11 protein-coding genes are annotated in these 14435 nt (G+C 36.2%); 9 read left to right on the top strand and 2 right to left on the bottom strand.

What is annotated here, in order from left to right; translation table 11 throughout:
* Positions 1-79: 79 nt before the first annotated feature.
* Together pfkA and B5X51_RS01230 are read left to right on the top strand one after the other, a co-directional pair.
* Entirely contained in the window at positions 80-1066 is a 987-nt protein-coding gene (pfkA, locus tag B5X51_RS01235) for a 6-phosphofructokinase (RefSeq protein WP_079719048.1), read from the top strand.
* A 3-nt stretch (positions 1067-1069) separates the two neighbouring features.
* Positions 1070-1435 (top strand): methylglyoxal synthase, encoded by a 366-nt coding sequence (locus B5X51_RS01230; protein ID WP_079719047.1) that lies wholly within the window; start codon positions 1070-1072, stop codon positions 1433-1435.
* A 355-nt stretch (positions 1436-1790) separates the two neighbouring features.
* Here the strand turns inward: B5X51_RS01230 and B5X51_RS01225 are convergent, their stop codons facing one another.
* Positions 1791-2177 (bottom strand): Rid family detoxifying hydrolase, encoded by a 387-nt coding sequence (locus B5X51_RS01225; RefSeq protein ID WP_079719046.1) that lies wholly within the window; start codon positions 2175-2177, stop codon positions 1791-1793.
* Between the two features lie 18 nt (positions 2178-2195).
* The gene (locus tag B5X51_RS01220; RefSeq protein WP_079719045.1) at positions 2196-4925 is read right to left on the bottom strand and encodes a putative LPS assembly protein LptD; all 2730 of its coding nucleotides are present in this window, start codon (positions 4923-4925) and stop codon (positions 2196-2198) included.
* A gap of 137 nt (positions 4926-5062) precedes the next feature.
* On the opposite strand from B5X51_RS01220, the gene B5X51_RS01215 reads away from it, so the two are divergent.
* The 7 genes from B5X51_RS01215 (at position 5063) to bshA (ending at position 14402) form a co-directional block, all read left to right on the top strand.
* Entirely contained in the window at positions 5063-6163 is a 1101-nt protein-coding gene (locus tag B5X51_RS01215; RefSeq protein ID WP_079719044.1) for an N-acetylmuramoyl-L-alanine amidase family protein, read from the top strand.
* Between the two features lie 58 nt (positions 6164-6221).
* On the top strand, positions 6222-7178 hold the full coding sequence (locus B5X51_RS01210; protein WP_079719043.1) for an MlaD family protein: 957 nt from the start codon (positions 6222-6224) through the stop codon (positions 7176-7178).
* 6 nt (positions 7179-7184) lie between these two features.
* Positions 7185-8525 (top strand): 4Fe-4S dicluster domain-containing protein, encoded by a 1341-nt coding sequence (locus B5X51_RS01205; RefSeq protein ID WP_079719042.1) that lies wholly within the window; start codon positions 7185-7187, stop codon positions 8523-8525.
* 85 nt (positions 8526-8610) lie between these two features.
* A complete protein-coding gene (locus tag B5X51_RS01200; protein WP_079719041.1) occupies positions 8611-9402 on the top strand; it encodes a (Fe-S)-binding protein in 792 nt (263 codons plus the stop codon).
* A 257-nt stretch (positions 9403-9659) separates the two neighbouring features.
* Complete coding sequence (locus tag B5X51_RS01195; RefSeq protein WP_079719040.1) at positions 9660-10145, top strand: ABC transporter ATPase; 486 nt, start codon at positions 9660-9662, stop codon at positions 10143-10145.
* Complete coding sequence (locus B5X51_RS01190) at positions 10145-13072, top strand: serine hydrolase domain-containing protein (protein ID WP_079719039.1); 2928 nt, start codon at positions 10145-10147, stop codon at positions 13070-13072. The genes B5X51_RS01195 and B5X51_RS01190 overlap by 1 nt, the downstream gene beginning before the upstream one ends.
* A gap of 196 nt (positions 13073-13268) precedes the next feature.
* Complete coding sequence (bshA, locus tag B5X51_RS01185; protein ID WP_079719038.1) at positions 13269-14402, top strand: N-acetyl-alpha-D-glucosaminyl L-malate synthase BshA; 1134 nt, start codon at positions 13269-13271, stop codon at positions 14400-14402.
* Positions 14403-14435: the final 33 nt, after the last annotated feature.

Below are 14435 nucleotides of genomic sequence, written 5' to 3'. Positions count from 1 at the left end.
CGAGTAAAACCCTTAAAACTTCTTTTTTTCTTTTAGGGTATCACCTGAGTTTGTAATTTTAAATAAGAAATTGAAAAATATGACAAAAAGAATAAAACGAATTGGAGTTATGACTTCTGGGGGAGATGCTCCCGGAATGAATGCTGCAATTAGAGCAGTAGTTAGGGCCTGCGCCTATTATCGCGTAGAATGTGTCGGTTTTATGATGGGCTTCCAGGGAATGATAGATGGTGATTATATTGAACTTAATGCCCGTAGTGTACGCAACATCATTAATTTAGGAGGAACTTTTCTAAAATCGGCCAGGTCTAAAGAATTTCTTACTAAAGAAGGTCGGGAAAAAGCTGCTGCAAATATGCACGAAGCCAATATTGATGCCATGATCCTAATTGGGGGTGATGGTACGTTTAGAGGCGGACAAATATTTAGTGCAGAACACAACATTCCCGTTATTGGCGTTCCCGGAACAATAGATAACGATATTTTTGGAACACATTACACTATAGGCTATGATACTGCTTTAAATACAGTAATTGATGCTGTAGATAAAATTAGAGATACCGCAAGCTCACATAACAGGTTATTTTTTGTTGAAGTTATGGGGCGTGATGCCGGTTTTATTGCTTTAAATAGCGGAATTGGCGCCGGAGCCGAAGAAATTTTAATTCCTGAAGAAAACCTTGGTTTAGATCGTTTACTGAACTCTCTGGAGCGCAGTCGGCGATCTGGAAAAACATCCAGTATCGTTATTGTTTCTGAAGGTGATAAAATTGGTAAAAACGTTTTTGAACTTGCTGCCTATGTAAAAGAAAATTTACCCTACTATGATGCTAAAGTAACCGTATTAGGCCATATTCAGCGGGGAGGAAGTCCCACTTGTTTTGATCGGGTTTTGGCCAGCAGGTTATGCGTAAAAGCTGTAGAACTTGCTTTAGACGGCCAACACGATATTATGGTAGGAATGCTTAATAACGAAGTACAGTCTATAGAACTGGAAAAAGCTTTACAATCTAAACCAACTATTAATAAAGATCTGCTTCGCATATCTGATATATTATCTGTATAAATAATGAAAACAGTAGCAATTATTGCCCATAATGGTAAAAAGGCAGAAATGGTTCAATTTTTAAATAACCATAGAGAGTCGCTTCAAGCTAAAAATATTAAACTAATTGCCACAGGTACTACCGGTGCTAAAACCGAAACCGCAGGCTTTCAAGTAGAAAAATTACTTTCTGGTCCACTGGGCGGTGATGCACAAATAGCATCGCGAATTGCAGAAGGAAAGGTAGATATGGTAATTTTCTTTAGAGACCCACTAGATAAACATCCACACGAGCCCGATATTTTTATGCTAATGCGCTTATGTGATGTACACGATATTCCACTTGCTACAAACCCGGCCAGTGCCCGGTTATTGATGCAGGCTTTCTAATTTTTAGAATTTTGAAAGTTATTTAGATTCTGAAAGCAAATTGATTGTTGGAAGGATTTTAAAATAAATTTAAAAATCATAAAAGCGGCTTGAAGTTGTTGCTGGTTTTTTCCATAAACTGAATAAATTATAATCTGGATTTAATGCATTTATTGGCACCGCCAAAGGTTGTAATACCCCGACGCTTGCTTCGAAATTAAAAATTTGTTTTCAACGAATGCCTCGTGGGCTTGCCCCGAGGTAGTTTACTTTATCCGGATTATATAGAATGTAGAGTTTTGAGAAAAAACCAGCAATCTTTTTTAAAGCTTATTAATTCACTTTTCTATGAAAGAGTAGATGGTGTATTTGGTTATTATTCACCTTTTACCGCAATAGCACTAATTTCTACATTTACAAACTTGGGCAAATTAGCCACTTCTACAGTTTCCCTGGCAGGTGCGGTTTCAGCGTTAAAATAAGAGGCATATACTTCATTTATTTTAGCGAAATTATTCATATCACTAATAAAAATGGAAGTTTTAATTACATTTTCAAAATCCATTCCAGCTTCAGCCAGAATAGCCTGAAGGTTTTCCATTACCCTGGTAGTTTCCTTCTGAAGTTCTTCTGTTTCCAACTCGTTGGTTTCAGGGTTAAGTGCTATTTGCCCTGAGACATAAAGCATATTTCCCGTTAAAACAGCTTGATTGTAAGGTCCAATGGGAGCCGGAGCTTTATCGGTTTTAATTATTTTTTTCATCATATTAATTTTTAAAATTTATAATCTTCGGTCTGGTTCATTACGCTTATCATATTTGATATCACTTAGAATAGACGATTTGATTCCAATAAAGAAGTACCAGGATCTACGCTCACTAAAAGGAACCCAGTTAAAACTTAATCTCCAGGTATTTAAATCTCGTTGAAATCTTAATTGCGTATAAGTGAAACCTAAATCTTTTAGGTCATAACCAGATGAAGCCCCCACCATCCATTTTGGGGATAGTTCTACATCTCCCGAAAACATAATGGAATGCGAAGTGATCTCATTTTGGCGAGCTGAATTATTATAGGTCATCGTGTAAGACATTCTTAAATCCCACGGAATCTTATAATTATACCAGTTATCGTTTCTATCGGGGCGGTCTTCATCGGCAAACGGATCTTCCTCTTCATCATAAAACTTTCCTTCCAGGTCAGATCCTTTTCCAAAAAGATCATCACGCCTTCCACCACCTCTGTAGGTGTCATTATCTATATCATCTTCATTTTCATCTTCGCCTTCATCTTCAAAATCTTTACTGGAAAAAGAATAGCCAAAACTAACATTTGCGTTGGTGAACCTAAACAAACTCCCGCCGTTATTAATATTAAGTTCGTTTGTTCTTCGATTATTGTTGTCCAGGGCATAAATATCCATATTACCAGCAACATTAATATCTACCTTATCTCGTATAATTGGTATACTTCCTCTTAAAGCTATAGGGGATAGCCTAGGCTGGCCTTCTTCGGCAGCGAGGTTATAGGCAGTACTCATACTAAAGTTATTTAGCAAGCTAATCTTTTCTGGTTCTGTGGCGGTACTGTCTTTAGATCGAACCTTAGCTTCCAGAGTATTACTAATGCTTAGCCCTAGCGAACTGGAAAACCTGTTTCCCGGTGCGCCATATAATGTACCATTAAATCTGGAATAATCTACCATATTGGTTTCCAGAGGATTTGCCGGGTTTATTCTCTCGTAAGTGTCATAATATTGATCAAACGCAGGGTTTACATTATAACTTATTGAAGGACGCATTACGTGCCTAATGGCCTGTATTTTTTTATCTTTTCCAAAGTTTTTTAAACCATATAATGTGGTACCTATGCTGGCTCCAAAATTATAAGTTCGGTAAGAATCAAATCCGTTAATAGTGTCTATAACAACTTCATTATTAAATTCATCGTAAGACTGCTCAAAAGTTCTAAAAACCCAATTCTCTTCATAATTAGCATTTGCACTAACACTCAAATAATTAAATAACTTAAAATTGGTAGAAACGGGAATAGAGTGCTGGGCGCCATAATTGGCATCCTGAAACATTTCAGGTTTGAAAAACAAGGAATCTGTAGTTCTAATTTGGTTTTCTCCCCTTATATTATATTGAAAATTTATGTTTTCTATTATTCCTTTCTTAGAACCGGTTTTTGGAGCAAAAGGATAGATACGAGTCATACTTGCCTGCAAGGTGGGTAAACTCATATTTATAGTTTGTGTTCTCGTATTTTGACTATGTCTGGCGGCAATACTCAAATTAACCTGAGGCTCGCCCGGAAAGGTCTTACTATAGGATACTGACGAGCTTAAAGAATTGGTTAGGAAATTACCTGTATTCATTTGATTTACAGAGTTTTGGTAATAAGTGCTACTTCCTAAGTTTACAGATGCATTAAACCTGGAATTTGGGTTTGCTTTAGCATCTTGATTGTGTGACCATTGAATATTATACTCTGTTCTTTCTGAATAGTCTGGAAAACCACGTTCACTTTGATATTGGTTTTCGTAACGTATTCTAACGTTTCCGCGGTAGCGATAACGCTTTGAATAATTGCTTTCTAATCTTACCGCATAACTTCCATTGGTATAATAATCTCCCAGGGTAAGTAAGTCTATATAATCGCTAATGGCAAAATAATATCCGCCATTTTGCAGAAAATATCCACGTTGACTGTCCCCAAAACTGGGTATAACAAAACCAGATGTTTCTTCTTCCGTTAATGGAAAATAACCAAAGGGCAGACCAAGTGGGGTGGGAACATCAGCTATATACATATTAACAAGTCCGGCTACAATTTTCTTGTCTGGTACAAACTTTATACGTCTGGCATAGAAAAAATAATCTGGATTTTCTAAATCTTCATCAGTAGTAAAACGTACATTTTCCATAAAATATACCGAGTCGTTTTCACGTTTAGTGACTTCGCCTTTAACATTAAAATTAGCCTGTTGTGTTCTGGAGTTGTACACCAGAGCTCTTTCAGTATCAAAATTAAAGCGAATAGAATCTGGTTCTACAGTTTGATTTCCCTGTACAAAAACGGGTTTTTGAGAATAGGAGCCGGTAGAATCAGGGATTCCATAAGCATAAACTTCATTTTTATCATTGTCTATAATAATAAGGCCTGCATTAATTTGCATATCTCCATAAATAATCTGTGCCTCATTATAGAGAAACATTCTATTTTCTTTTTGGCTAATACGCATATAATCTTTAGCTTCATATTTAACCGCATCGGTAATAAGCTGATTTCCTTTTTGTGCAACCTGTAAAGAGTCACCCAAAATACTATCTGTTGCTTTTATGGTTTGGGCAAGAGGCAAGGAGTCACCAACAGTAACGATGGAATCTCTTTCTTTGGCATCTAAATTTATTTCGGTATTGTTTCCTATTTCCTGAGCGTTTATATAAACGAAAGGAAGCAGTATAAATATACAGCAAAAAAGTATGTTGGGTATGTTTGTTTGCAATGCTCTAAGTGCTATTTTTGTAAAGAATGGCTTGCTTTTTGCAATTTCAAAATTACATATATTTTTTCAGCTTAGATTTGAGAATGGCTGAAAAAAAGTAATTAAAATAATCAGCATAAATTTAGCGTTAACTTTTTATGAGAACGAACCTACTTAAACTTTTCGTATTTTTCTTTATTTTTCTTACAAGCTTACAATGCTTACTTGCTTTTAACGATAAACCCCGAGATCGTTTTATCGTTGTGCTTGACGCCGGTCACGGCGGGAAAGATCCTGGAAATATGGGGAATGGCTTTAAGGAAAAGGATATTGCACTCAATATTATTTTAAAAATTGGTAAAGCTTTAGAAAGAAAAGGTGGTATAGAAGTAATTTATACTCGTGATTCTGATGTTTTTATTCCTTTAGATAAAAGGGCCAGAATAGCTAATGAGGCTGACGCCGATCTTTTTGTGTCTGTACATTGTAACGCCCATAACTCCCAGGCGTATGGTACCGAGACCTTCGTGCTGGGACTCCATAAAACCAAAGAAAACTTTGAAGTAGCTAAAAAAGAGAACTCTGTGATCTTTTTGGAGGAAGATTATGAAGTAACCTATGGAGGTTTTAATCCCAATTCCCCAGAATCCTATATTGGAATGGCTTTAATGCAGGAAGAATATTTAAACCAAAGCATACTTTTAGCTGATTTTGTTCAGAAAAACTTTACCAACGATTTAAAGAGGAAAGATCGGGGCGTGAAACAAGCCGGTTTCCTGGTATTAAAAAATGCAGTTATGCCTAGTGTTCTTATAGAAACGGGGTTTTTGACCAATAATCACGAAGGTCCCTATTTAAATAGTACAGGAGGGCAAAATAAAATGGCAGCGGCTATAGTAGAAGCTATAGATAAATACGCAAGTAGTATTAATCTCTCCAGCCTGGAAAATATAGGTCAGGTTTCAGTATCCAATACTAGTCTTGAAAACGAGATTTATGATGATATTACTTTTAAAATCCAATTGGCGGCAGGATCTAAAAGACTGGAAACTAAAGCATACAATTTTAAAGGCTTGCAAAATGTAGAGCGATCCAGGGAAGATGGCTTATACAAATATTATTATGGAGCTACTTCTAATTACACCAAAATAAATGAACTTCATAAGGAAGCTAAGCAAAATGGATATCCTTCAAGTTACATTGTAGCTTTTAAAGATGGCACTAAGATTACAGTTAATGACGCGTTAAAATCAAAGTGAATTAACGCTAATTTTCTATTTTTATTTCTAAATTTGCTCTTATACAAAAAAAAAGCTCTTGAAATTTACACGTGAAGTAAAAACTGCCTTACTAGCAATAATTGCTATTCTCCTACTTATTTTTGGTTATAGTTTCTTAAAAGGTAAAAACCTACTGGAATCCAGTAGAACTTTTCATGCGGTTTATAATGATGTAGAAGGACTTTCACCTTCCTCAGCCGTTACTATTAATGGTCTTAAGGTAGGCCAGGTTACAAAAATTAACTTTTTAGACCAAAAAGGAACTCTTGTAGTAAGTTTTACAGTAGAAAATGACTTTCAGTTTTCAAAAAATAGTATCGCTCAAATTTATGGTGGTAATATAATTGGTGGAAAGTCTTTAGCTATTATTCCTGATTATAAGCAGGGTGGCATGGCGAAAACTGGAGACACTTTAAATAGTGAGATTGAAGAAGGTATCATGGAATTGGTAAATGATAGATTGACTCCACTTCAAGAAAAGGTTGAAAATACTATAGTGAGTGCTGATTCATTAGTGACGGCCGTTAATAAAATTTTAAACGACAGTACTCGATATAATATTCGAAATACCTTTAAAGATCTTAACGCCACAGTAGCTTCATTTAAAGTTACCGCAAATACTTTAGAGGGAATTGTAGGAAGAAATTCAGGGAAATTAGATAGAACATTTACCAATCTGGATGAAATGACTACCAATTTTAATTCTTTTTCAGATACTTTAACGCAAATGGACATTGGTAAGATCACCAAAGACCTTGAAAAAGTAGTAGCTGATTTTGAAAGTGTTTCAGATAAATTAAACAATAAAGAAGGTACCGCAGGGAAGTTAATTAATGATGATGCCGTTTATAATAACCTGGACAATGCTACTAAACAGTTGGAGCAATTACTACAAGACGTAAAACTGAATCCTAAACGATATGTTCATTTTTCTGTATTCGGAAAAAATCCAGAGCCATACCAGGAACCTAAAGAGAAGGATTCAATTAAATAAACAACCATGCAAATTATTGCCCAAGTCTTATTTTTAGTTGCCCTTGTAGCCGGAATCGGTTTTTTTATAAGAAACATTCGTAGGTTAATAAGAAACATCAAGCTAGGAAAGGAAGTAGATAGAAGTGATAATAAAGGAGAACGTTTCGCTAAAATGGCCAGAATTGCGTTTGGTCAAAGCAAAATGGTAAGAAAACCAATATCTGGTTTTCTTCATGTGATTGTTTATGTAGGCTTTGTAATTATTAACATTGAAGTTCTTGAAATTATAATAGATGGTTTATTCGGTACGCACCGTGTACTTTCGTTTATGGGTGGTTTTTACAATATATTAATCGCCTCTTTTGAAATCCTTGCATTATTAGTTCTTATAGGAGTAATCGTATTCTGGATAAGAAGAAATTTCCTTAACATTTACCGCTTTTTAAGCAGGGAACTAAAAGGCTGGCCAAAGAACGATGCTAATTATATTCTTTATTTTGAAATGGTACTTATGGTGCTTTTCCTGGTAATGAACGCAACAGATTATCAACTTCAATTAAATGGAGTGCCACATTACGCCAGTGAAGCTGGAATTACGGGAGCTTTCCCTATTAGTCAATTCTTATTGCCTATTTTCGAAGGAATGAGCAATGCAACACTCATTATTATTGAAAGAGCAGCCTGGTGGTTACATATTTTAGGTATCCTTTTCTTTTTAAATTATCTGTATTATTCAAAACATTTACACATACTACTTGCTTTTCCAAACGTTTATTTTTCAAAACTTCGTCCACAGGGTGAGATGGATAGTTTACAAGCTGTTACAGATGAAGTTAAGTTAATGATGGATCCAGATGCCGATCCTTTTGCAGCTCCGGCTGGGGACGAGGAAGACGCGGAACCAGAAAAATTTGGAGCCTCAGATGTTTTTGATCTTAACCAGGTGCAACTATTAAATTCCTATACCTGTACAGAATGCGGTAGATGTACAGCCGAGTGTCCTGCAAACCAAACCGGTAAGAAACTCTCTCCGAGAAAAATTATGATGGATACCAGAGATAGGCTGGAAGAGGTAGGTGAAATTATCAATACAAAGGGAAAATACGAAGATAACGGCAAGCAATTGCTAGACGATTTTATATTGCGTGAAGAGCTCTGGGCCTGCACTAGTTGTAATGCTTGTGTAGAAGCCTGTCCTGTGGGAATAGACCCACTATCTATTATTTTAGATATGCGCCGTTATTTAGTGATGGAAGAAAGTGCTGCTCCAAACGAGCTTGCTATTGCAATGACAAATATTGAGAACAATGGTGCGCCCTGGCCTTATAATCAACAAGACAGATTGAATTGGGCAAAGGAAAATTGATTTTTCTTAAGCACGCAAGATTTAAAAAAGCAGTTTTTGAGTATAGAATCATCAGGTTCTATAAATAAATTAAAAGGAATTAGATATGGCAGAAGCATTAAAAGTACCCACAATGGCCGAGTATATGGCAGAAGGTAAAAAACCCGAAGTTCTATTTTGGGTTGGTTGCGCCGGTAGTTTTGATGATAGAGCAAAGAAAATTACTAAAGCTTTTGTAAAACTTTTACATGAAGCTGGAGTAGATTTTGCAGTTTTAGGAACCGAGGAAAGCTGTACAGGTGATCCCGCAAAACGAGCTGGAAACGAATTTCTTTTTCAAATGCAGGCTGCAACAAACATAGAGGTGCTTAATGGTTATGAAATAGAAAAAGTAGTAACTGCCTGTCCTCATTGTTTTAATACCCTAAAAAACGAATATCCTGCTTTAGGTGGTAATTACGAAGTAATGCACCATACTCAATTCCTAAAAGCTCTTTTAAATGAAGGTAAACTAAAAGTTGAAGGCGGAAAATTTAAAGGAAAGCGTATTACTTTCCATGATCCTTGCTATTTAGGCCGTGCTAACGGAGAATATGAAGCCCCACGAGATTTACTTAGGAAACTGGAAGTAGAGCTGGTAGAAATGCGTAAATGTAAATCTAACGGACTTTGCTGCGGAGCCGGTGGTGGACAGATGTTTAAAGAACCGGAGCCTGGAAATAAAGATGTAAATATAGAAAGAACCGAGCAGGCCATGGAAGTAAAACCTGAGGTCATTGCTGCCGGTTGCCCATTTTGTAACACCATGATGACAGATGGAGTAAAAGGTAAGAATAAAGAGGATAGTGTAGAGGTGATGGATGTTGCAGAACTTATTGCAAACGCCCACGATCTTTAGAAAATTTTTCAATTTGAAACAATATAAAAAGCCTGGGATATATTCTCAGGCTTTTTAGCTTTTTATTCAAAATTTCAATAAAAACTTAGAAGCAAGCTCATGAAGCATTGGTTTTGGAAAATATAATCTCATTTCCAGCAAGCCTCGGAGCATTTAATCTCGATTATCGAGTAAAAAATGAAACGTTAAAAGACATAACTATATTTGAGACATAAGCTAAATCAACTAGTTTTGTGAAAATCTAATTTTAGCAATTTATGTTAGTACCATTCGAGAACCTACCTGACTCTTCAAGAGTTTGGATATACCAGGCAAACCGATCTTTCACCAGTGAAGAATTGGAAGAAATACAATCCCGTTTAAACCAATTTGTAACCCAATGGACGGCTCATGGGGCCAAATTGCAGGCGGGCTACCTCATTAAATACAAACGTTTTATTATTCTGGCACTAGACCAGCAAGTAAATGCTGCTTCTGGTTGCTCAATAGATGCTTCAGTACATTTTATTCAACAGCTAGAGAAAGAATTTGATGTAGATCTTTTAGATAAAATGAATGTCTCTTATAAACAGGGAGAATTCATAGCTTACAAAACTTTATCAGATTTTAGGAAAATGGCCAAACAAAAAGCGGTCTCACCTAAAACTATTGTTTTTAATAACCTGGTAAATAATAAAGCTGAATTTCTTTCAGATTGGGAAGTTCCTGCTTCTGAAAGTTGGCACAAGCGTTTTCTTAATTGATGACACGTATTTTTGATCCGAAAATCTTACTCTTAACCTGCTTTCTTTTTGTTTTCTCTCAGCTTAATGCGCAAAATAACCCTTTGCTCACTAATGATATAGATGCACAAGAAAAATGGGTAGATAGCGTGTACAATTCTTTGAGCATTCAAGAGAAAATTGGGCAATTGTTTATGATAAGCATTTCTTCTGAAAGTAGTAAAACTTATATAGAAGAAGCAAAAAAATACATTAGCGAGGAAAATATTGGTGGTGTTATTTTTTCTAAAGGCGGGCCTTTAAGACAGGCAAAATTAACAAACGAATTCCAGGAGATTTCTAAAACACCATTGCTTATAGGAATGGATGCAGAATGGGGGCTGGCTATGCGCCTGGATTCTACCTTTGCTCTACCCTGGAATATGACTCTTGGCGCAATTCAGGATAACAAATTACTTGAAGATGCCGGTGCCGCAATTTCGCGCAATACCAAACGTTTAGGCGTGCATATTAACTTTGCACCGGTGGTAGATATAAATACCAATCCAAATAATCCAATTATTGGAAACCGGAGTTTTGGCGAAAACAAAATAAATGTAGCTGAAAAATCCCTCGCTTTTATGCGCGGAATGCATCGAGAAGGAGTCTTATCTAGTGCTAAACATTTTCCCGGCCATGGAGATACTGATGCAGATTCCCATAAAACCCTACCTACTATTCCTTTTTCAAAAAAGAGACTGGAAGATTTAGAATTGTATCCTTATTATCCATTAATTGCCCACGGACTTTCCAGCGTGATGGTGGCACATTTAAATGTACCTGCGCTTCAGGAAAACCGCAATACGCCAACTTCGCTTTCAAAAGCCGTGATAACAGATCTTTTAAAGGATAAAATGAATTTTAAAGGTCTCGTTTTTACCGATGCGCTTAATATGAAGGGGCTCACAAACAACACCGAACCCGGCGATGCGGAATTAAGAGCTTTTTTGGCAGGAAACGATATGCTTTTGATGCCAGAAAACATTGAAGTGGCTTCAGAAGTATTGATCAACGCCCGTAAGAATAATATTATTACTCCTGCACGATTAGCGCATTCTGTAAAAAAAATACTTCAGGCAAAGTACAAAGCTGGTTTGAATAGAGAAAAAGCAGTTCAGGAAAATTTTCTCTACGAAGAACTAAATACTATACGCGACCAGGCTTTGTTAGAAAGACTTTATGAAAGCGCATTAACCCTCATTAAAAATAATAAGGCTGTTTTACCTATTAAAGACCTCGCCGAGACCAGGATAGCCTATGTAAATTTTGGTGATGCAAATGGAAGCACTTTTTTAAGAGAACTAAGAAAATATGCAGCAGTAGATTGGGTCTCTGCCACCAGATTAAATGATTTACAAAATAAACTGGCTGATTATGATTTAGTCATTCTTGGTTATCATAAATCTAATAATAACCCCTGGGCTTCCTATAAATTTTCCCCGGCTGAATTGCACTGGATTAATCAAATAGCCAAAGAAAATAAATCTATATTAAGTCTGTTCTCCAGCCCATATGCTTTAAACGAACTTCGCGGTCTCCAGGAGTTGGAGGGTATTTTGGTGAATTATCAAAACCATAACATTGCACAAGAAAAGGCTGCCCAGTTAATTTTTGGTGCCATTGGAGCCATTGGAAAGCTTCCGGTAAGTATTGGAAATAATTTCCCTGAAGGTACCGGTTATCAAACAAATAATATAGAAAGGCTGTCTTATGGGTTACCCGAAACTGTTGGTCTTAACTCTTATAAATTAAATAGAATAGACAGCATTATAAGCGAAGCCATAGACAAAAAGATGACTCCGGGTGCTCAAATTCTAGTAGCCAGAAAAGGTAAAATTGTTTATAACAAAAACTTTGGATACCATACTTATAATAAACAAATTCCGGTTTCAGATACCTCTATTTATGATCTGGCTTCGTTAACCAAAATCCTTGCAACCTTGCCTTTAATTATGGAGCAGGAAGAAACAGGAATTGTAAGTTTTGATACCAAATTAGGTGAGATGATGCCTGCCTTTCAAAATTCCAACAAGGCAAATATTAGGTTGCAGGATATGTTAATGCATTATGCAAGATTAAAATCCTGGATTCCGTTTCATATTAATACCATAGATAGAAAAACCAGGTTACCGTCTAAAGAATATTTTCATAAAACCCCTTCAGCAGAATTTAATACAAAGGTTGCAAATGAAATGTATCTTAGAAATGATATGCAAGATAGTATCATTAATATTATAAGAGATAGTGATTTGGAACGCAGGCTTGATTATAAATACAGTGACCTTCCTTTTCATATCCTCAAATATTACCTGGAAGCTTATTACAATCAAACTCTGCATAATCTTACCCAGGAGAAAATTTATAAACCTTTGGGAGCTAGCTATACAGGTTATTTACCAACTACAAGATTTCCTTTAGAACAAATAGTTCCTACCGAAATTGATAAACTTTGGCGCAGGCAACTTATTCAAGGGGTGGTACATGATCAGGGTGCGGCTTTACAAGGAGGTATTGGTGGTCACGCCGGTCTTTTTAGCAATGCTAACGATGTAGCTAAAATAATGCACCTTTATCTTAATAAGGGGGTGTATGGAGGTAAAAGATATTTAGAAGGGGAAACAATCTCTAAGTTTAATACTTGTTATTATTGTGATAAGGATGTAAGGCGCGGCGTTGGATTCGACAAACCCCAGTTGGGTACTTCTGGTCCAACCTGCAATTGCCTTTCTATGGAAAGTTTTGGTCATAGCGGCTTTACAGGCACCTTTGCCTGGGCAGACCCGGAAGAAGAAATTGTTTATGTATTTTTGTCTAATCGAACTTTTCCTGATGCTACTAATAGAACATTAATTAGGGAAGATGTGAGATCAAGAATACAGAAAGTGATTTATGAAGCTATAGATTTTTAAGCAATGACTTTCTCATATACAGGATAAAGTCTTTAAGGCTTAATCATATAAAATATATTCGGCCTTGTGTAAAATAGCTCGTTTGCCGTGCAACTACCTCGGAATGCGCTTATAAGGTAGTTTTAGAAAAATTATTTTTGGCTGCGAAGCAAGCTTTGCAGCATTTAAATCTCGAATATCGAGTAAATAAAATTTAATGAAAATAGCCATTGTTTGTTATCCTACCTTTGGTGGTAGTGGAGTGGTAGCCACAGAGCTGGGTTTAGCCCTTGCTAAACGCGGTCACGAAATACATTTTGTTACGTACAGCCAACCTGTTCGCTTAGATCAGTTATCGGGGAATGTGCGTTTTCATGAAGTACACGTACCAGAATATCCTCTTTTTCATTATCAGCCTTATGAACTTGCTTTAAGTAGTAAGTTGGTAAATGTGGTAAAACAATTTAAAATAGAACTGTTACATGTTCATTATGCTATTCCTCACGCTTATGCGGGGTATATGGCAAAAAAGATGCTTGCTGAAGAAGGCATTAACTTACCTATGGTCACCACGCTTCACGGTACAGATATTACTTTGGTTGGAAACCATCCATTCTATAAGCCGGCAGTAACTTTTAGCATTAATAATAGCGATGTGGTAACTTCGGTTTCTGAAAGTTTAAAAGAAGACACGCTAAAGTTTTTTAAAATTAAGAATGAAATTCAAGTAGTACCTAATTTTATTGACTGTAGCAAATACGACAAAAAGGAGTTTACAGATTGCCAGCGGGAAATGATGGCCGATAAAAAAGAGAAAATCATTACCCACATTAGTAATTTTAGAAAGGTTAAGCGAATAGATGACGTGATTAAAATCTTTTTTGAAATTCAGAAGAAAATAGATGCGAAATTAATGATGGTAGGCGAGGGGCCTGAGAAGGAAGCTGCAGAAGATTTAGTTGATGAACTCAATATTTCTAATAAAGTGATGTTTTTGGGGCAAAGTCATGAAATAGATAAAATCCTGTGCTTTTCCGATTTATTTCTATTGCCTTCAGAGAAAGAGAGTTTTGGACTTTCAGCTCTAGAAGCGATGGTTAATGGAGTTGCCGTAGTGTCTACAAATACAGGCGGTTTGCCCGAGGTAAATATCAATGGAGTTTCAGGCTATTTAAGCAAGGTTGGGCATGTGCATGAGATGGCTGCTAACGCTCTAAAAATTCTAGAAAATGAAGAAACCCTTGAAAAATTTAAGCAGGGTGCTCGTCATGTAGCCGAGAAATTTGATATAAAAAATATAGTGCCGCTCTATGAAGATATTTATGAAAAAGCATTACAAATTAAAGTATAAAAAAAGAGGCTGATTTAAATCAGCCTCTTTTAG

This window comes from Salegentibacter holothuriorum, assembly GCF_900168045.1.
GTDB classification, from domain to species: domain Bacteria; phylum Bacteroidota; class Bacteroidia; order Flavobacteriales; family Flavobacteriaceae; genus Salegentibacter; species Salegentibacter holothuriorum.
The sequence above is the reverse complement of the archived record's forward strand: the minus strand, read 5'-3'. Positions and strand labels throughout refer to the sequence as shown.